The 18,951-nt window shown below is 64.8% G+C and carries 14 protein-coding genes; 9 read left to right on the forward strand and 5 right to left on the reverse strand.

The window, feature by feature from the left end:
• Positions 1-106: 106 nt before the first annotated feature.
• The 5 genes from RMP10_RS16335 to RMP10_RS16355 all read left to right on the forward strand — a co-directional run bounded on the left by RMP10_RS16335 (position 107) and on the right by RMP10_RS16355 (position 7,935).
• Complete coding sequence (locus RMP10_RS16335; protein ID WP_310571245.1) at positions 107-3,412, forward strand: ATP-binding protein; 3,306 nt, start codon at positions 107-109, stop codon at positions 3,410-3,412.
• Positions 3,409-5,196: an EAL domain-containing protein gene (locus RMP10_RS16340; protein ID WP_310571246.1), complete on the forward strand. Its 1,788-nt coding sequence runs from the start codon at positions 3,409-3,411 to the stop codon at positions 5,194-5,196. Before RMP10_RS16335 ends, RMP10_RS16340 begins: the two co-directional genes overlap by 4 nt.
• Positions 5,193-6,065 (forward strand): HDOD domain-containing protein, encoded by an 873-nt coding sequence (locus RMP10_RS16345; protein ID WP_310571247.1) that lies wholly within the window; start codon positions 5,193-5,195, stop codon positions 6,063-6,065. The genes RMP10_RS16340 and RMP10_RS16345 overlap by 4 nt, the downstream gene beginning before the upstream one ends.
• A gap of 84 nt (positions 6,066-6,149) precedes the next feature.
• Positions 6,150-7,547 carry a S8 family peptidase gene (locus RMP10_RS16350; protein WP_310571248.1) on the forward strand — a complete coding sequence of 466 codons (1,398 nt, stop codon included), beginning with the start codon at positions 6,150-6,152 and terminating at the stop codon, positions 7,545-7,547.
• A gap of 61 nt (positions 7,548-7,608) precedes the next feature.
• Positions 7,609-7,935 carry a nucleoside triphosphate pyrophosphohydrolase family protein gene (locus RMP10_RS16355; protein ID WP_310571249.1) on the forward strand — a complete coding sequence of 109 codons (327 nt, stop codon included), beginning with the start codon at positions 7,609-7,611 and terminating at the stop codon, positions 7,933-7,935.
• A 21-nt stretch (positions 7,936-7,956) separates the two neighbouring features.
• Here RMP10_RS16355 and RMP10_RS16360 read toward each other — a convergent pair whose 3' ends face one another.
• The 3 genes from RMP10_RS16360 to RMP10_RS16370 form a co-directional block, all read right to left on the reverse strand.
• Positions 7,957-9,150 carry an ATP-binding protein gene (locus RMP10_RS16360; protein WP_310571250.1) on the reverse strand — a complete coding sequence of 398 codons (1,194 nt, stop codon included), beginning with the start codon at positions 9,148-9,150 and terminating at the stop codon, positions 7,957-7,959.
• The gene (locus RMP10_RS16365) at positions 9,117-9,905 is read right to left on the reverse strand and encodes an alpha/beta hydrolase (RefSeq protein ID WP_310571251.1); all 789 of its coding nucleotides are present in this window, start codon (positions 9,903-9,905) and stop codon (positions 9,117-9,119) included. The genes RMP10_RS16360 and RMP10_RS16365 overlap by 34 nt, the downstream gene beginning before the upstream one ends.
• Positions 9,906-10,059: 154 nt before the next feature.
• Positions 10,060-11,499 (reverse strand): alkaline phosphatase family protein, encoded by a 1,440-nt coding sequence (locus RMP10_RS16370; RefSeq protein ID WP_310571252.1) that lies wholly within the window; start codon positions 11,497-11,499, stop codon positions 10,060-10,062.
• A 307-nt stretch (positions 11,500-11,806) separates the two neighbouring features.
• On the opposite strand from RMP10_RS16370, the gene RMP10_RS16375 reads away from it, so the two are divergent.
• From RMP10_RS16375 to RMP10_RS16390, 4 genes are all read left to right on the forward strand, one after another.
• Entirely contained in the window at positions 11,807-12,466 is a 660-nt protein-coding gene (locus RMP10_RS16375; RefSeq protein ID WP_345785813.1) for a TIGR00730 family Rossman fold protein, read from the forward strand.
• A 76-nt stretch (positions 12,467-12,542) separates the two neighbouring features.
• Complete coding sequence (locus RMP10_RS16380) at positions 12,543-14,654, forward strand: TonB-dependent siderophore receptor (RefSeq protein WP_310571253.1); 2,112 nt, start codon at positions 12,543-12,545, stop codon at positions 14,652-14,654.
• Between the two features lie 150 nt (positions 14,655-14,804).
• Positions 14,805-15,290: a GreA/GreB family elongation factor gene (locus RMP10_RS16385; RefSeq protein WP_310571254.1), complete on the forward strand. Its 486-nt coding sequence runs from the start codon at positions 14,805-14,807 to the stop codon at positions 15,288-15,290.
• Between the two features lie 40 nt (positions 15,291-15,330).
• The gene (locus tag RMP10_RS16390; protein WP_310571255.1) at positions 15,331-16,311 is read left to right on the forward strand and encodes a zinc-dependent alcohol dehydrogenase family protein; all 981 of its coding nucleotides are present in this window, start codon (positions 15,331-15,333) and stop codon (positions 16,309-16,311) included.
• A gap of 212 nt (positions 16,312-16,523) precedes the next feature.
• Here RMP10_RS16390 and RMP10_RS16395 read toward each other — a convergent pair whose 3' ends face one another.
• Together RMP10_RS16395 and RMP10_RS16400 are read right to left on the reverse strand one after the other, a co-directional pair.
• Entirely contained in the window at positions 16,524-17,264 is a 741-nt protein-coding gene (locus RMP10_RS16395) for an SDR family oxidoreductase (protein ID WP_310571256.1), read from the reverse strand.
• A 33-nt stretch (positions 17,265-17,297) separates the two neighbouring features.
• A complete protein-coding gene (locus RMP10_RS16400; RefSeq protein WP_310571257.1) occupies positions 17,298-18,950 on the reverse strand; it encodes a glycerol-3-phosphate dehydrogenase/oxidase in 1,653 nt (550 codons plus the stop codon).
• Position 18,951 lies beyond the last annotated feature (1 nt).

An 18,951-nucleotide genomic window follows, 5' to 3' on the forward strand; every position in this document is an offset into this window, starting at 1 on the left:
TGTCGCACCGGTGGTAAAGCGGATCGTCCCCGCGGTCGACACTTCGATTGGACGCCGACACCGGTGCCACCCTCGATGGCTTCTCCTCCCTCTGCATCGCACCGGAATGCCGCACCCCGAACCCAGCCCGTCCGCCGAGAACACGTCGTCGCGTCAGCGCCCGTGGTGGGTCGACACGCTGATGCTGATCGGATGCATCGCCGTCGCCGAGCTCTGTTTGCATCACGCGATCGAGCTGGCGGATCTCGAGGTGAGCGAGTGGACGAGAAGCCTGATCGGGGCGTCCGGTCTGGCGCTGCTGATCGGCCCGTTGTTCGCGTGGATGATGTACCGGCGCCACGTCGATGCCCGCATGGCCCTCGATCGCTTCAGCCGTTCGGGACGCGTTCCAAACAGCCCGCACACGCGAGTGCGCGTGGCGGTGCTGGGGTCGATGGGCGTCATCGCTGCCTTGTTGGCTGCCACGCTTTGGGGTCAGGTCTCGGCTACGGCGCGCCTTGCGCAGACCGCTGAGCTGGTGAATCTCGCTGGTCATCAGCGCATGTTCGCCCAGCGCATCGCCCGCTTCGCGAGTGGCGCGATTGAGACGTCGGCCGATGCGGACGAGATACGATTACTCACCGAACGCATGGGCGCCGGCGCGGCGCGACTCGACACCATGACGGCGGCCTTCGAAGTCGCGGCCTTTGCCGCCGCGAAGAACGCCCGTGATGCCATCGTCGTGTCCGCCGGGCCGCGCGAAGCGCTGGCGGCGTCGACCCTCCGGATGTTGGCCGAACCACTCGCGAGTGCAGAACGCCGCGCTGAAGCCAGCGTGCTCGTGAAGCGCGCCGACGTCGTGACCGCCGATGCTGAGCGGACGGTAAGAATGTTGCAAAAGTATTCCGAGGAACGCATTCAACGCAGCGTGCGCTCCTCATGGACCATTGCCCTGCTCATGCAACTCGTGATCGGCATCATGGCAATCCTCGTGATTGAGCCGGTCATCCGCTTGCTGAAACGACAGCACGAGAACGCGTCGGCGCGTAGCGTCGAGTTCCGACGGCTCGCGATGGTGGCCGAACGCACCAGCAACGCGGTCGTCATCACCGATGCGGCGCGTTATATCACCTGGGTGAACGATGGGTTCACACGGCTTACCGGCTACTCGTTCGACGAGGCGCTCGGCCGGAGTCCGGGAGAATTGCTGCAAAGTGAAAACACGGACCAGGCGACCGTGCGGGCACTCCACGCGGCGTTGAATGAGGGTGCGCCAGTGCGCTGCGAAATTCTGAATCGGAGCAAAGACGGCCAAGAGTACTGGCTCGACCTGTCGATCGAGCCGCTGCATGAAAACGGTCAGCTCACCGGCTTCATCGCCATCGAGACCGAGATCACCGATCAAGTCCGCACGCGAGAAGCGTTGGAAGCTCAACGTTTCCTGGCCGAGACGTCGTTCGGCGAACTGCAGCGCACCGCCAGCATGCTGGAGGAGGCACAATCGGTGGCGAGTCTCGGGAGCTGGTCGTATGACATCGCGACAGATCACATCGAGTGGTCACGGGAAATCTTTCGGCTTTACGGGCGCAATCCACAGAACGGTCCGCCGGGCTATGAGGATATGCTCACCGACTTGATTCCCGCCGACGCCGTGCGGCTCAATGCGGCGGTGCAGGTGACGGCGACCGACGGCACGCCGTACTCGCTGATCATGCGCACGGCGCGGGGCGCCAACGATGTCCGCTACGTGCGCGGTGAGGGGCGTGCGCGCCGTGACCGAGATGGGCAGGTCACGGGCCTCTTCGGCACCGTCATGGATGTCACGGCCGCCATCGAGCGCGAGGAAGCACTGCAGTTGGCGCAGGAACGCGCGGAGGCGGCGAGCCGGAGCAAGAGCGAATTCCTGGCCAACATGAGCCACGAAATTCGCACGCCGCTTACCGCCATTCTCGGTTACACCGATCTCCTGAGGGATGAAGCCATTCGTCAGGGAGCACCCGACGAGCAGCTCCAGTCGATGGGGACGATTCGTCGCGCCGGTGAGCATCTGCTCTCGGTGATCAATGACATTCTCGACCTGTCCAAGATCGAGGCTGGTCGGATGGCCATCGAGCACGTCGAAATGGATTTGCCGCGAGTGCTCTTTGACGTCGACAGTCTGATGCGATCGCGCGCCGCGCAGAAGGGCGTGCAACTGCACACGCGTCTGCTCACGCCGATCCCCGAGCGCATGTTGTCGGATCCGACGCGCGTGCGTCAGATCCTCATGAATCTGATCGGCAATGCGGCCAAGTTCACGTCACACGGACACATCGACATTCAAGTCGACCAGACGACGCTCGACGGGGCGCCGGCCGTGCGCATCGCGATCGTGGATACCGGACCGGGCATGACACCGGAACAGGCGGCGACACTCTTTCAGCCGTTCGTCCAGGCCGACACCTCTGTCACGCGGAAGCATGGCGGAACGGGCTTGGGGCTGACGATTAGTCGTCGCCTCGCCAGTTTGATGGGCGGTGATGTGCAGCTGGTGCAGTCGACGCTTGGTGAAGGGTCCACCTTTGCCGTCATGCTGCCGCTGCTGGCCGTCGACGGTACGCGACAGGTCGAGGATCTTCACGCCTGCGTCAGCGCGTCGCCCACGCTCACGGAAACAGGGGCGTATGCGGTTGCGCTGCAGGGGCGCATCCTGCTCGCCGAAGACGGTGAAGACAATCAATTGCTGATCTCGCACCATCTCCGCAAGGCCGGCGCCGTGGTGGTGGTGGCCGAGCACGGACAGCGGGCGCTCGACCTCATCCTCGAGGCCAATGCCGCCGGGTCCCCCTTCGGTTTGCTCGTCACCGACATGCAAATGCCGGAGATGGACGGCTACACGTTGGCGCGCACGCTCCGCGCGCAAAACAACAGCATCCCTATTGTTGCGCTCACGGCGCACGCCATGGCCGAGGATCGGCAGAAGTGTCTGGATGCGGGCTGCGACGACTACGCGACCAAGCCGATTGACCGTGGGGCCTTGATCGCCACCTGCGCGCGCTGGATGCAGATGACGGCAGACCATCCTGTCACCGCGGCAACGATCGACATCTTCCCGCCACCCACGCTCTACAGCGAGATGCGTGACGATCCCGACTTCACCGAGCTCGTCGACGCCTTCATCGCCGGATTACCAGCGAAGATCGCGCGCCTCGAACAGGCGTACCGCGACGGCGCGCTGCATGACCTCGCCAGGTTCGCGCACCAGCTGAAGGGGGCGGCGGGCGGCTACGGCTACCCGTCCATCAGCCTCGCGGCCCGCGACGTGGAAGCGCACTCGAAGGCTCGGGTGACAGCGGATGGGACCTTCGATCCCGGGGTCGATCTCGCCGAGGCCGTGTCGGTGCTGCTCGATCAGTGTCACTTGGCGGTACGCACCATGGAGCGGGTATCATGACCAGCCTGGAAACGGATCGAGCTGTCGCAAAGGAGCGCGAGTTCATCGCCGATGCGAGGATCCTCGTCATCGATGACGACGCCGATATTCATGCGTTGATGGTCGCGATGCTCCGGCCGCTGCAAGCCACCATCGTCGGGGCGGCGACGGCGGCGGATGGCCTCGCGGCAGCGCGCACGACACTACCCGATCTGATCTTGCTCGACCACGAGCTGCCGGACGCCACCGGTCTCGACGTGTTGCACCAGCTCAGAAGCGAACCGGCGTTGGCGGCTATCCCGGTCATCGTGGTCACTGGGAGCGAGAGCCGACAGGTGCTCACGGCCTGCTTCGCAGCGGGAGCTGCCGACTATATCCGCAAGCCCTTCTTCGCCGCCGAGCTTCGTGCGCGCGTGTGCTCGGTGATTGAGCGCCAGCGTATGCTGGCGCAACTCGGCCGCGCCGCGCACATCGATACGCTCACGGGGCTGCCGAACCGTGCCCTGCTGCACGCCCGGCTGCAGGCCGCCATCGAACACACAGCGCTCGACCCGGCGTACGCATTCGCGGTGATGTTCATCGACTTCGATCGCTTCAAGATCATCAACGACAGTCTCGGGCACGATATCGGCGACCTGCTGCTTAGTGAAATTGCGTCGCGCCTGCGGCTGAACTTGCGGGTGAACGACTGCATCACGCGTGACACGATCGGATCGACCGTCGCACGGCTGGGCGGTGACGAATTCGTCATCGTGCTCGACGACGTAGCGTCAGCGGACCTGGCGGCCGGCGTGGCCGATCGCCTGCTCACCGTGCTTGAACAACCGTACTTCCTCAAGTCGCACACGGTACGGTCAAGCGCGAGCATCGGTATTGTGCACAGCTGCGAGGGCTACACGCAGGCCGATGACATGCTGCGGGACGCCGACATTGCCATGTATGAGGCGAAGAGCCGCGGCAAGGCGTGTCATGCGCTGTTCACGACGAGCATGCGCGACGCCGTGCGCCACCGTCTCGACATCGAGAACTCGCTGCGCGATGCGATCGCACGCCATGAGCTCTACGTGGTGTATCAGCCGATCATCTCCTTGGAAGACCGGTCGATCGAGAGCGTGGAGGCGCTGGTCCGCTGGCGTCATCCGGTGCACGGGATGATTGCCCCGTCCGAGTTTATCCCGGTTGCGGAAGAAACACGGCTGATTCTACCGCTGTCCGACCAAGTGCTGCGTGAGTCGTGCCGGCAATTCATGGTGTGGCAGCGCGAGGCGCCGGACTTTGCGCCGTCGTATATCAGTGTCAATCTCTCACGCGTGCAGTTGGCCGATCCGGACCTCGTGCCGCGGACCATGGCGATTCTCCGGGAAACGGGAATCGCCCCGAACCAAGTGCAGCTGGAAGTCACCGAGTCCCAGCTCATGCAGCATCGCGTCATGGCGGGCGAGTTGCTTGCGGCCTTCAAAGCCGAAGGGATTCGATTGGCGATGGATGACTTCGGGTCGGGCTACTCGTCGCTCTCTTGCCTGCAGGAGTATCCGTTCGACGTGCTCAAGGTTGATCGCGCGCTCACGGAGAATGTGAGCCGCGGTCGTGGCTACTCGGCGCTCTTGCACGCCGTGATCACACTGGCCGAAAATCTCGGTTTGCATGTCGTGGCCGAAGGGATCGAAACCATCGAGCAGCTGGCGTTGCTGCAGGCACTCGGCTGTCCGGCGGGGCAGGGCTACTTCCTCGCCCGACCCATGGAACCCGCGCAGCTTGCAGGATGGTGGTCAACATTCGTAGGCGAAGCATTCGAGGCCGCATGACCACGGTGAGTATCAACGACCAGATCGTACACAGTGCGCTGAAGCGGGTGACCACGGTGGCTACGCTGCCGGTGAGCGCAATGCGCATCATGAAGATTGCCGAGGACCCGACGTCAACCGAAGACGCCTTACTCGAGGTCCTCGAAGGCGACCCGCCGCTCGCCGCGCGCGTGCTGAAGGTCGTGAACTCGGCGTTCTACGGACGTCCGCGTCAGGTGGGGTCCACAGCGGCCGCCATGCGATTGCTCGGCGTGAACGCGATCCGCAACGTTGCCCTGGCCGCCAGCCTCAACCGGCTCTTTCGAGGTGGTCGCACCGTGCCGGGTTTCGAGGCCGATGAATTGTGGACGCACGCGGTCGCGGTTGGAACCGCGGCGCGACGGATTGCCGAACGCTGTCGTGGCATCCCGCAAGAGGAGGCGATGCTGGCGGGCCTGCTGCACGACATCGGCATACTGGTGGCGATTCAGGCGTCGCCCACGGAATTCGCCTTGCTGATCGCGGCGACGTCGCGGGACCCGGCGTTGTCCTTCGCCGAGGCGGAGTCACAGTGGTTGGGTGCCACCCACGAGGCGTTTGGCAAGGCGCTGTGCGAACAATGGCGCTTTCCCGACGCGCTCGCGAAAGCGTGCGGGCATCACCACGATCCGATGACGCTCGCGCCGGCCGACCAGCGACTGCCGGCCATCATTCACGTGGCGGATGTGATTGCCGGCCGGGTGGGCGGTGGGTACACGCGCAGCGTGGGGCGCGACGCGCCGGCTGATGGGGTGTGTGAGCTGCTCGGGCTCGGCACGGCCGATCTGGCAGACATCGAAGCACAACTCAGCAGTGATGTAGAAAAGACATTGGGACTACTCGCCGCGTGAGCGAAAATTCGGCTTGACAGTTCTCTGAACGAGTCGCACCATCGCAGGGTCATTTGATCCCCTCGTGTCATGGAGTACACAAGCATGAAGAACCGTTCATTTGCGGTGAAGTCTTCGTTGGCGGCTGCAGCGATGGCGTTGGCCGCCTGTTCCCCCGAACAGTCCTCGCTGACGTCGCCCGCTGAGGCCTCGCTGGCGGCCGCGCCGCAGGCCTCGATTGCGCGCGCGCCGGAGTTCGTGCCGGGCGAAGTGATCGTGCGATTCAAGCCCGGTGCGTCGACGGCATCGCGCGGCGAGATCATGCGGTCGGCGAATGCACGGGTCGGCGAGAAGATCGTGACGGCGGCAATGCGTGGCCGTGGCGACAACGAGGGGATCACGGTGATGCGCACGTCGATGAACGTGCCGGATGCGATCGCGGCGATGCGCGGACGCGCCGATGTCGAGTATGCCGAGCCAAATTGGATTTACACGACGGACGCCGTGACCGACACGTACTATGCCAACGGATCGCTGTGGGGCATGTATGGCTCGGGAACCACGCCCTCGAATCAGTTCGGCATTGGCGGCAACTCAGCGTGGGCCGCGGGTGCCAACTGCGGTGATGTGGTGATCGGCATCATCGACGAAGGCTACATGTACACGCACCCGGAGCTCGCCGGCAACGCGTTCAAGAATCCGGGTGAGATCGCGGCAAATGGCGTCGATGATGACGGCAACGGCTACGTGGATGACGTGTACGGCTGGGACTTCGCCGGCAACAACAACTCGGTGTTCGACGGCGCCGGAGACGATCACGGCACGCACGTCGCGGGCACGATCGGAGCGGCCGGAAACGGCACCGGGGTCGTCGGCGTGTGTAGCTCAGTAAAGTTGATGAGCGGCAAGTTTCTTGGCAGCCAAGGGGGCACGACGGCGAACGCGGTCAAGGCGGTGGATTATTTCACCGATATGAAAGTGCGACATAACCTCAACCTCCCCGCCACCAGCAACTCGTGGGGCGGTGGTGGCTTCTCGCAGACGCTCGCCGACGCAATCAGTCGCGCAAACACGGCGAACATTTTGTTCGTGGCCGCCGCCGGAAACAGCACGTACAATTGTGATACCTCCACCGCCTGCTATCCGGCCGAGTACACGAGTGCCAACGTGCTCACCGTGGCGTCGATCACCAGCACGGGCGCGATCAGCTCCTTCTCGAACTACGGCGCGACCACGGTCGACATCGGCGCGCCGGGCAGCGGTATTTGGTCCACTGTTCCGGTAGCGTCTCGCGGCAAGACAGTTACGGCAGGTTACGCGAGCTACAGCGGGACGTCGATGGCGACGCCGCACGTGAGTGGTGCCGTGGCATACTACGCGTTTCGTCATCCCGGTTCATCTGCCAGCGACATCAAAACCGCCATCCTCGGTGCGGCTATTCTCACGCCGTCGCTGAGCGGCAAGGTCGTCACCAACGGCCGCCTGAACGTCGCCGGCTTCTAACCCCTTCCGGCGGGATCGTCGAGGGTCATTAGCTTTCGCGGGTCCTCAACCCACGATCGCGATGACCCTCGACGAGTATCAGGAACTCGCCGCCCGCACGCTCGGGCGCGACCGCACGCACGAACAGCAACTCGCCAACGCAGCCCTCGGCCTCACCGGTGAAGCCGGCGAAGTCGCCGAAGTAATCAAGAAACATCTCTTCCACGCCACGCCGCTCGACCAGGATGCGCTGGCCAAAGAGCTCGGCGACTGCCTCTGGTACATCGGCGCGTTCGCCATCGTGCTTGGACTCAGCATGGACGACATCGCGCAGCGCAACATCGACAAGCTGCGTAAGCGCTACCCCGAAGGGTTCGACACCGAGCGTAGTCGCAACCGCACGGACTAGTGGGCTCAGACCCGGGTGGTCTCAGCCCTGGGCGCGAGGCAGGATGACGGTGACAATCGTGCCGACGTGCGGGGTGCTGCTGATCTCCAGATTGCCCTGCAAGGCGCGGATGCTTCCGTACGCCATGGACAGGCCGAGCCCAAGTCCCGTCGCCATGCCCTTCGTGCTGAAGAAGGGATCAATAGCGCGCTCGCGCACGTCCTCGGTCATGCCGATGCCGGTGTCACTGACGATGAGCCGAACATGGTCCCTCGCGTCGAGCGTGCCGGCCGGGACATTCTGCGTTGAGATGGTGATCCGCCCAGCGCGTCCCGACGCGGCCACTGCTTCACTGGCGTTCAGCACGAGACTCGTAAACAGCTGTTCCATCTGATCACGCGAGGCTGCTACGGGCCAGAGCGCTGGCTCGAGCTGCGTTTCCCATATGGTGTCCGGTGCGAGCGCATGCGTGACGAGCTGCGCCGAGGACTCGACGACGGTGTTCAGGTCGAGGAGACCGATGCGAACGTGACGCTGGCCGGTGAACGCGAGCAGTTGACGGACAATGCCTGCCATGCGCGTGGCCGCGCCCGCTGCGCGCCCGAGATCCTCGAGAATGCCGCGAGAAGCCGGAACCGTCTCGAGGGCATCGGCCACCGCAAACTCGATGTGGCCTTGGACTACCGTGAGCAGGTTGTTGAACTCGTGCGCCATGCCTGCGGCCATCTGACCCACGGCCTGCATCTTCTGCGCATGGGCGCTGGCGGCCATCGCGTGCATCGCCTGTTCGGCATCCGAATGCGCCTTTTTCAGACTGGCCTCGTACTGCTCGCGCTCTCGCACGATCAGCACCGCGACTTCGATCGACTGATCGTCGGGATGCTGAACGGCGTTCATCACGACGGGTAGCAAATCACCGTCCAGTCGGCGGAGCAGTACAAACGCACCGTCGATGGTTTTGCCTAGCACCAGCAGCGGACGAAGCTGCATCTCGAAAAACAGCTGGCTCGGCGGCGAAAGGATGTCGGACAACGCGATGAAGCGATGGTCGTGCGGGTAACCGAGCCAGCGGCGCAACGTCAGATTGCTGGATCGCACCGTGCCGTCGGTGGCACAGCGCAAGAGACCGCAGGGGGCACGGTGGTACAGATCCGTTGGCGCCGCCGGAATGTTGACCTGCACTTCGGTCCCCGAAGAAGCCGTCACCGGGCTCTGGAAGGCATCGGCACGGGCCATGTCGCCGCCGGCTCCGCGAGATAGCGTCGGATCACGGCAATCGTCTCCGCAGGGTGCGTGAGGTGTGGACAGTGTCCGGTCGCCTCCATCAAGTGCAGCGTTGCCGTCGGCAGACGTTCCGCGAGGTAGCGTCCGACGCGCTCCGGAGCGATCGCATCGCTGGCACACTGCATGATCAACGTCGGCACCGCCACCGACGGAACGACCCCGCGATAGTCCGAGAGGAACGTCGCTTTGGCAAATTGTCGCGCGATGACGGGGTCCGTGGCACAGAAACTCTCCTGCAATTCAGCGACGTCCTCGGCCGGATTGTCAGCGCCGCCGATCATGGGGGCGAGCGTTCCGGCCCAACTGAAATAGTTCTTCTCCATCATGTCGAGCAGACCAAGAAGATCGGCTCGCTCGAATCCTCCCTGGTATGGTCCGTCGTTCAGATAGCACGGCGTCGGTCCGATCAGGACCAGGCGGGAGAAGCGGGCGGGCTCGCGAATGGCCGCCAACATTCCCACGGTTGCGCTCACCGAATGTCCAACGAACACGACATCCTGAAGGTCCAGCGCGGCACAGATCTCGAGCACATCGCTTGCATAGCCGTCGAGCGACGCGTGTCGCTCGGCCGAGTAGGCGCTGAGGTCAGACCTGCCAGCGCCGATGTGATCGAACAGAACAACCTTGTAGTCGTCCGTAAATGCGGGGACGATGCGGCGCCACATTGCCTGATCGCAGCCGAAGCCGTGCGCCAGCAGAAGAGGCACCGATCCGTGTCCAACGACCTGGACGTTGTTGCGGCGACGAATATCAGGGTGTGGCATTAGGGGCCAGGGCGCGGGTTATGTGAACGTGGCGCCGGTGTTTGAGGAACAGCGTGGTCGCGTTCGCTCGCACGTGCGAGTGCACGGCAGGAGGGCGCTAGCGAAAAAAGGAGCGCCCATCAAACATAACATCGGTCGTCACCCCCAGCAGATCCAATGCACTCGGCACCACGTCGGTGGTACGCTGCGGCAGGCGCGTCACCGGCCCATCAAGCAGCAGCGGCACCAGCATCTGCTCGCGCAGCAGGGCGCCATGCGTGGACACATGCGGCGTCGGCTCGTAGCGGGAGCGCAGGTCCCAGCCACTGGCGGCGGACACGACGATGTCACCCGCCCTTGGCGACGGGACCAGTGTGGAAAGTTGCACGAGGGCATCGGCGTAGGGCGACGCGGCGCCAGCCAACCATGCATCATTCGCGTCGAGCTCTGGTAGCGAGCCGCCAAGCTGCAACGGATCACCGTCGATCGGTGCATAGCTCCAGCGCGCGTCGTGCCCCGCATGCGAGCGCACAATGTCGGCCACGCCATCGCGCTGATGAAACACGCGAACGGTATCCGCACCCATCGCCACCGCCAGCAAGCCAGTGGACGGCCGATCGAGCATTGCGTCGAGGGTTGTCTGCCAACGTGTCGTCAGCGAAGGCCACCACGCGCGTAACCGGCGCGCCGGCTCGAGATACACGTGCCCCATCGCGTTACCGCCGACCATGAGTGCGACATCCGCTCCGCGCGTACCAAGCTTCGGATGGGCGAGCACCTGATGTCCGCGTCCTGACAACCAACCGTGCAGGTCGTCATGCTCGGAGACGGGCGCATGGCCGTGGTCGCCCACGACCCAGATGCGTAGCCCATCGGCCCATCCGCCGGCCGTCGCGATGACCTGAGCACGCGTGATCGCCGCGTCGACATCACCGATGGCCGTACGCACCACGGCAGAGTCACTGCCGAACGCATGCGAGAGCTTGTCGGGGCTCAGGATGCCGAGCATGGACAGGAGCGGGCGCGTCCGCGTGAAACGGCGAAAGAATTCGCGCACGGCGGCTTGCTCTACGCGACGCCACGCGTGTGCATCACCGCGGAAGTGCGCCCAGCCAGCGCGTAGCGACCAGCCTATGCCGCGGCCGACGCGACCGTGTGTGGCGCCGCGCGCGATCATCATCAGCCCGGCCAGCGACGGTTGCACCAGATCATACAGCGTCGGACTGCGTGGATCGAGATCGCCGTCCACATGCCAGATGTCGATACCCGAATAGCTGCGCGCCTGCGCATGCGACCAGGGCAACGAACGTGCCCGGTCGAACCAGCGCAGGCCCGGCATACCCACCGACGCCGGATGCCGGCCCATGACGAACGGGGCATACGCGGGACCGGTGACGGACGGGAAGGACGTGCTGACTGTATGCAGCGCTCCCCGCTCGCGTAAACGCGACATCGCCGGGAGATTGCCACGATCCATTTCGTCGGCGAGGACGTCCGGGCGCACGCCGTCGGCCACGACCAACAGCAGTCGCGTGGTCACGGTGGTATCATCAGACATCAGTCCTGCCAACTTCCACGTGCTCCTCATGGCAAAATCGCGTCAATCACAGCCTCGAACAGCAACCGGCAAGAAGGCCTCCGCCGTCACCCGCGCGCAAGCCGAGCAGGAATCGCGCGACGGCCTCGTGGAACGTACCGAGGAAGGACATCGAAAGGCGGGCCGTGAGCCGAGCGCCGAAGCGCCCCTGGTATCCAGCGGTGCGCGCGCCGTTCGTCGCCCAGAACAGCGCCTGATCGATCAGGATATCCGTGATCGACCAATGCTTACGGAAGACGAGAAGTTGCTGCAGAGTCCGAAAGACGACATGGGCGCGTTCACGCGCTCCGATCCGTGGCGGGTCATGCGGATTACGTCGGAGTTCGTGGAAGGCTTCGATGCGCTGTCCGAGGTCCACAAGGGCGTGACGATCTTCGGGTCGGCGCGCACCGGGCCGGACGATCCGCAGTATGTCGCGGCGCAGGAAACGGCACGGTTGCTCGCGGTGCAGGGATTTTCGATTATCACCGGCGCCGGGCCTGGCATTATGGAGGCCGCCAACAAAGGCGCCAAGCAGGGCGGCGGTCACTCGGTAGGCTGCAACATCGAATTGCCCTTCGAACAGGGCGCCAATCCCTATGTCGACACGTTGGTGAACTTTCGCTACTTCTTCGTGCGAAAGACGATGTTCATCAAGTATTCGAATGCGTTCATCATCTTTCCCGGTGGCTTCGGCACGCTCGACGAACTGTTCGAAGCGTTGACGCTCATTCAGACCGGCAAGATCTATCAGTTCCCGGTCATTCTATTCGGTCGGCACTATTGGGCCGGACTGGTTCGATGGATCACGTCACGCTTGGTCGGCGAAGGGAAGATCTCGCCCGGGGACCTCGATCTGCTGCTCCTCACTGATGATCCGGCGGAAGCCGCGCAGGCCGTGATTGACGCCCACGAGGCGCAGACGGCTGCCAAAAACGCGGAGAATTAAAGCCGATTGACTTTGTTTGGATTGATGTGTTAGGCTGAGTTCACGCGTATTGAGAAGCGTTCTCAACTAAGATATCATGCCGACCCTTTTTGTGCTAGCCGCCGTCGTGGCCACCGCGCCTCTCCTCCAGGACTCAATCCGCACGCCTCGCACGGCGGCGGACTCGGCAGCAGCTCAGGCGCTGTCGGCGGTCCGGGTGTCGGCCGAACGTGCCTCGCGCACGCAATACCGCGTGACCCGAACCCGCTCATCCACCCGCACCCTGACCCCGCTCCGGGAGGTGCCGCAGTCGATCACCGTGCTCGGTCCTCAGGTCCTGCGCGATCTCGGCCTGCAGACGATAGCTCGTGCCATGGAGTACGTGCCGGGCGTCACGATGGGGCAGGGTGAAGGGCATCGCGATGCCCCCACCATCCGCGGCCAAAGCACCACCGCCGATTTCTTCGTGGATGGCGTCCGCGATGACGCGCAGTACTTCCGCGACAGCTACAACGTGTCGCAAATCGAAGCGCTCAAAGGCGCCAATGCGCTCGCGTTCGGTCGGGGCGGCGGTGGTGGCGTGATCAACCGCGTCATGAAGCAGGCCGAGTGGACGCCGACGCGCAGCGGTGGCCTGGAAGCGGGCTCGTACGACGAGCGTCGCTTCACGCTCGATGTCGGACAGGCCGTCACGACGCAGCTCGCGGCGCGGCTCAACGCGCTGCACGAGAAGAGTGGCTCGTACCGTGACTTCGTTGAGTACGAAAAGAGCGGATTCAACCCCACGGTGGCCCTGCTCGCCGGCAAGATAATGATCCGCGCGGGTGTCGAGCACTTCGTCGATCGTCGCACGGTTGACCGCGGCATTCCTTCGGCGAACGGCCGTCCGTCTGCACTCGACTGGCGCACGTTCGTGGGCGACCCGGATCGCAGTCGATCGACCATGACCGTGGACGGCGCGCACCTGGTGGCCGAGTATGACAACAGCCACGGCCTTACGCTGCGCACGCACTCGCGCGCCATGAAATACGACAAATTCTATCAAAACGTATTTGCGTCGAGCGCGGTGAATGCCGGCGGCACGCAAGTCTCCCTCGGCGCGTACAGCACGGGCACCGACCGCCGCAGTCTGTTCAATCAGAGCGATCTCGTGTACACGTCGCGCCACGGCATCGTGCGGCAGACACTCGTGACGGGCACCGAGTTCAGTCGCCAGGCCACCGACAACGTGCGACTCACCGGCTACTTCGACAACACGTCGACCTCACGCACGGTGCCGTTGGCCGCGACGACGGTGGCATCACCCGTGACCTTCCGCGCCAGCGCGACCGACGCCGACAACGACGCCGTGGTCAACGTGGCGGCCGTGTTCGCGCAGGAGCAGTTGCACGTCGGTGAGCATCTGCAGTTCGTGCTCGGCGCGCGATATGATCGCTTCGCCGTGCGCGTGCGTGATCATCGCACCGATGCCGTCACGCAGCGCACGGACTATCTGCTCTCACCGCGCGGTGGGGTCGTGTTCACGCCAAGTCGCACGCTGTCGCTGTACGGCTCGGTCGGAATTTCGTCGCTGCCAAGTGCGGGCGATCAGTTCTCGTCACTCTCGGCGAGCTCGTCCACGCTCAAGCCTGAGCAGTTCCGCAACCGCGAAGTGGGCCTCAAGTGGACGCCAACTGAAGCGCTGGAGCTCAACAGCGCTTGGTATCGTCTCGACCGGACCAACAGCGCGGCGCCGGACCCGAGCAATGCGGCCTTGTTGGTGCAGACCGGTTCGCAGCGCACCAGCGGCGTCGAGGTCGGAGTCACGGGTGCGGTGACGTCGCGATGGAATGTGGTGGGTGGATTGGCGGTGCAACACGCGCGGATCCTGAATCGCACCACGGCCGCGCGCGCCGGTGCCTCGGTACCGCTGGTACCGCGCACCACCCTGTCGCTCTGGAACAAGGTGCGGGTCTTCTCACACGCCTCGCTGGGCGCTGGCGTGGTGCACCAAGGCGATCGCTTCGCGGCCGTCGACAACAGCGTGCGACTCCCGGCCTTCACGCGCCTCGATGGCGGACTCTTCGTGTCACTCCCGCGCTCGCTCACGATGCAGGCCAACGTCGAAAACGTGCTCGGCAGGCGCTATGCGGCCACGTCGCACGGCAACAACAACATCATGCCGGGGGCACCGCGCACCGTTCGGCTGTCCTTGTCCGTTCTGCCGTGAGGTGAGGGCACCGCCGTGCCGCCGAGGGCGTGATTCGTCGCGCACGTCTTGAACCCCCACCAAACCATGCCATATTTCCGGATTGCACACGCGCCCGGCCCGAAACGGCCGGGCGCGCGCCTTTTTTGTCCCGCTTCAGTGGACCCGCGCATGTTTCAGGAACTCATCGCCAAGATGGCGCGTGAAGTCGAGAAGCTCTCCTACGAGCTCAACGTCACGCTCCCCTTTGAAATCCGGAAGGCCGTCGAACTCGGCGACCTGAAGGAGAACAGCGAGTACAAGGCGGCACTGGAGCGTCAGCAGTTCGTGCAGGCGCGCCTTGGGCAACTCACGCAGCGCGTGACCAAGCTCGCGAATATCGATATTGCGCAGATCTCGGCCGATCGTGTGGGCCTGGGCAGCCAAGTCATCGTCGAAGACGAAGAGACCAAGTCCCGGGAGACGTACGAACTCGTGTTCGGCGATGCCGGCGAGCTGCAGGATGGTCATGTCACGATGGCGTCGCCGATCGGGCTGGCGCTGCAGGGCAAGGCCGTCGGCGAGCAGGCGATCTTCAAGCTGCCCAAGAAGATCCGTCGCCTGGTGATCATGGAACTGAAGACGATCCACGATCGCAGCGCCGACGAACTCGCCTGATTCGCCTGAACCCGATTCCCCCCGTCGCTGGAGCCATGTGATGAAGCGTGCCGAATACACCGCTCGCGGCTCCGTGCCGCAGGACGTCATCGAATGCGTCGACCGCGAGACGCCGACGCCGAAGGCGGGTGAAGTCCTGATCGAGATGCTGGCGGCGCCGATCAATCCGTCGGATGTGCTCACGCTGACGGGCCAATACGGGCTGCTGCCGCCGCTGCCGGCGATTGGCGGCAACGAAGGGATTGGCCAAGTGGCGGCCCTCGGCGACGGCGTCACTTCGGTCGCGGTGGGACAGCGCGTGCTGTTGCCCGTCGGTGCTGGCTCGTGGGCGTCGCATCTTATCGCGCCGGCGGCTAAGCTCATGCCGTTGCCGCCGATCGGCGACCCGCTGCAGCTGGCCATGATGACGGTGAATCCGCCCACGGCGTCGCTGCTGCTCTCCGAGTTCGTGTCGCTCTCCGCCGGCGACTGGGTCATTCAGAACGCGGCGAACAGCGGCGTGGGCGAGTATGTCATTCAGCTCGCCAAACGTCGCGGCTTTCGCACGGTGAACGTGGTGCGGCGCCAGGATGCGATCGCTCCGTTGCAGGCGCTCGGTGGCGACGTGGTGTTGGTGGACGGTCCCGACCTCGCTACGCGCGTGGCCGAAGCCACCGACAATGCGAAGATCCGCCTCGGCTTCGACTGCGTGGGCGGTAGCGCCACCGATCGGATCGCGCGGAGTCTGGCCATCGGTGGCACCGTGGTGAACTACGGTGCGCTCAGCGGCGAGGCGTGCAAGATCGCGCCGGGGTCTTTCGTGTTTCGCGATGTCACACTGCGCGGCTTCTGGCTCGCCTTCTGGTTTCGCAATGCCACGGTCGAGCAGCAGCGTGCACTTTTCGGCGAGATCGCGACGCTGATCGCCACGGGAGCGTTGGCTGCGACCGTTCAGGAAGCGTTTCCGTTGGCGCGTATCAAGGACGCCGTGGCGGCTGCGGCGAGCGGCGGTCGGCGCGGCAAAATTCTGTTGGTCCCGTAGGCTCGGGGCGATCGACCGCGGTTTCGGCGCCACCACAAACGAACTGCCTGACCGCGAATCGACACGAATCGTCGCTGATCAATAGCGACGATATTGACTATGTGGGTTGCGCGACGCCGACTCCGTGTGCTTATCGCGGAAATCCGCGGTAAGGCTGTTTGTTTGAAACGCCGACCAACGGCCTCTCCGCGGTACTGTCTCGCGCGCGTGCGCTACCCGGCCGTTAATCCGCCGTCGACCGCCAACGCGTGTCCGACCATGAACGCGCTGGCTGAGCTGCACAGGTAGAGCACGGTGTCGGCCATCTCCTCGGCGGTGCCAAGTCGGCCGAGTGGCACACGCGCCGTGAGTTCGCTTTCGGGGAGCCCGGCGTCGAGCATGCTTTGCACCATTGGCGTGAGGGTGAAACCGGGGCACAGCGCGTTGATACGAATCCCCTTGCGTCCGTACTCCAGGGCGGCCGTGCGCGTGAGCCCAACGACACCGTGCTTGCTGGCCGAGTAGGCCGAGTGCCGAGGAAAGCCGCCCAGGCCGGCCACCGACGCGACGTTCACGATGGTGCCGCGTCCCGCCGCGAGCATCACGGGAATCTCGTGACGCATGGATCGCCATACGCCCGTGAGGTTGATGTCGATCACGGCGTCCCACACATCCGGCGGATACTCGGCCGTGCGCACCTCGGCGCCGCCGACACCAGCGGCGTTGATCGCGATGTCGAGCGCACCGAACTTCGCGACGGTACGCGCGATGGCGGCCGCGATCATGGCATCATCGCGCACGTCGCAGGGCACGGCAAGTCCACCGACCTCACGTACTATGAGCTCGGCGCGTTCGAGTTGCACATCGCCCACCACCACGTGCGCGCCCTGCGCGGCGAAGGCACGTGCTGAGGCCGCGCCGATACCGGAGGCGCCGCCGGTGATGAAGACAACTCGATCGGTGAATTCAGACATCGGCTAAACGGGTAGAGGGTGAAGCAGCACCGTTCACACGTCGTCGATCGTGAACACGCGCGCGACATCGCGGTCGTACGCATCGAGCTGTTGCGCCACGTCCTGCTCCGACCACTGCAGCAACGCGGCCATCAGCGGCGCGATGCGGCGAGCCGCCGCACGGCCGTTGTCGCGTGTTTCGAAGGCGACATGTGTGCGCCGCACCAGCACGTCGGACAACGTACTCGCCATTTCGCGTTCCACCGCATGCGCCACTTCGGCCAGCAAGTACGGCAAGTCGTCGGAGAGCCGATGTCCGAGCGAGGCATCGCGCTGCACGTAGCTCCACACATTCCGCCATCGACTGCCGTACGCCAACGCCAATCGCTCGCCCACCGCCGCGTCGTGCACCGTATTGCGCGCGTCGGCCATCGTTGCCTCTCGTGACACGATATCGCCACCGGGCAGCGGTGTAGACTCACTTGGCTGTGGTGCGTGCGTGAGCACCGGTGCGGCACCTGACTTCGGCAGTTCGTGGCGCGCGTGCGCCAACACATCGGCCGCCATGGCGCGATAGGTGGTGAGTTTGCCGCCGGTGATGCTCACGAGACCGTCAGCGCGATGGGTGATGGCGTGTTCGCGCGACGCGGCATTGGCGCTCTGTTCACCGGCGCGCACAGCGGCCAGCGGACGGATGCCGCACCACGCCGATACCACGTCGTCCATCGTGAGCTGCGCGAACGGAAAACACCGATTCACCGATTGCAGTAGGTACGTGACCTCGGCGCGCGCGGCGCGGATGTCGTCGGGCCCGGCGTGCGCGGGGCGCTCGGTCGTGCCGATGATCGTGTGCACACCGGCCGGGAGTACGAACATCACGCGGCCGTCGAGCGGTGACACGATGGTGACCGCGTCGTTGTTCCCCACCCGGTTGCGAGGCACCGCGATGTGCGCGCCGGCTGACCCGAAGACCTGAGCGCCCTGCGGCGAGCCAGTGAGAGCGGCGGTGGCATCGCTCCACGGGCCGGTGGCGTTGACGATCACCCGCGCCTGAACGGAAAACGCCATGCCCGTGAGTCGATCCTCGACCACCACGCCCGTGAGCCTGCGCCCGGTGTCGTTGGAATGAAGCCCGGACACCACGGCCACATGGTTGGCGACCGCCGCCCCGGCCTCGCGCGCCGCCAGCGCACTGGCCAAGGTGAGACGGGAATCGTCGGTCGCGGCATCCCAGTAGCGCGCGCCACCCACCATGCCATCGGGCGCCAGCGCCGGTTCGGCGGCCAGCACGCCGCTGCGATCCAGCGCGTGGTGTGGCGTGTTCCGGAACAACGACAGCGCATCGTACAGCGTCAAGCCCGCGCGCATCTTCCAGAGCGGGACACGGGCCCCTCGATAAACCGGCCACGTGAACGCCAGCGGACGCACGAGATGCGGCGCCAGCTCCAGCAGTAGGCGTCGTTCGCGGCTCGACTCGAACACGAGGCCGATATGGCCGTGCTCGAGATAGCGAACGCCGCCGTGCACGAGGCGGGACGACCTGCTGGAGGTGCCACTCGCGAAGTCGTCGCGCTCCAGGAGCGCCGTGCGAAAGCCCGCCAGCGCTGCCTCGCGCGCCACCCCCGCCCCCGTGATGCCCCCGCCTACGATGAGCATGTCGAAGGGTTCAGCCGCCAGCGCCGCCAGCGCCACCTGTCGCGTTGCCACG

Origin of the sequence: Gemmatimonas sp. (genome assembly GCF_031426495.1) — a bacterium.
GTDB lineage: Bacteria > Gemmatimonadota > Gemmatimonadetes > Gemmatimonadales > Gemmatimonadaceae > Gemmatimonas.

Excerpts from the sequence above, each read along its gene's own strand:
- RMP10_RS16340 (WP_310571246.1), top strand. The coding sequence starts at position 3,409 with ATGACCAGCCTGGAAACGGATCGAGCTGTCGCAAAGGAGCGCGAGTTC.
- RMP10_RS16375 (WP_345785813.1), top strand. The coding sequence starts at position 11,807 with ATGGGCGCGTTCACGCGCTCCGATCCGTGGCGGGTCATGCGGATTACG.
- RMP10_RS16355 (WP_310571249.1), top strand. The coding sequence starts at position 7,609 with ATGACCCTCGACGAGTATCAGGAACTCGCCGCCCGCACGCTCGGGCGC.
- RMP10_RS16380 (WP_310571253.1), top strand. The coding sequence starts at position 12,543 with ATGCCGACCCTTTTTGTGCTAGCCGCCGTCGTGGCCACCGCGCCTCTC.
- RMP10_RS16370 (WP_310571252.1), bottom strand. The coding sequence starts at position 11,499 with ATGTCTGATGATACCACCGTGACCACGCGACTGCTGTTGGTCGTGGCC.
- RMP10_RS16390 (WP_310571255.1), top strand. The coding sequence starts at position 15,331 with ATGAAGCGTGCCGAATACACCGCTCGCGGCTCCGTGCCGCAGGACGTC.
- RMP10_RS16350 (WP_310571248.1), top strand. The coding sequence starts at position 6,150 with ATGAAGAACCGTTCATTTGCGGTGAAGTCTTCGTTGGCGGCTGCAGCG.
- RMP10_RS16360 (WP_310571250.1), bottom strand. The coding sequence starts at position 9,150 with ATGGCCCGTGCCGATGCCTTCCAGAGCCCGGTGACGGCTTCTTCGGGG.
- RMP10_RS16385 (WP_310571254.1), top strand. The coding sequence starts at position 14,805 with ATGTTTCAGGAACTCATCGCCAAGATGGCGCGTGAAGTCGAGAAGCTC.
- RMP10_RS16395 (WP_310571256.1), bottom strand. The coding sequence starts at position 17,264 with ATGTCTGAATTCACCGATCGAGTTGTCTTCATCACCGGCGGCGCCTCC.
- RMP10_RS16345 (WP_310571247.1), top strand. The coding sequence starts at position 5,193 with ATGACCACGGTGAGTATCAACGACCAGATCGTACACAGTGCGCTGAAG.
- RMP10_RS16335 (WP_310571245.1), top strand. The coding sequence starts at position 107 with ATGCCGCACCCCGAACCCAGCCCGTCCGCCGAGAACACGTCGTCGCGT.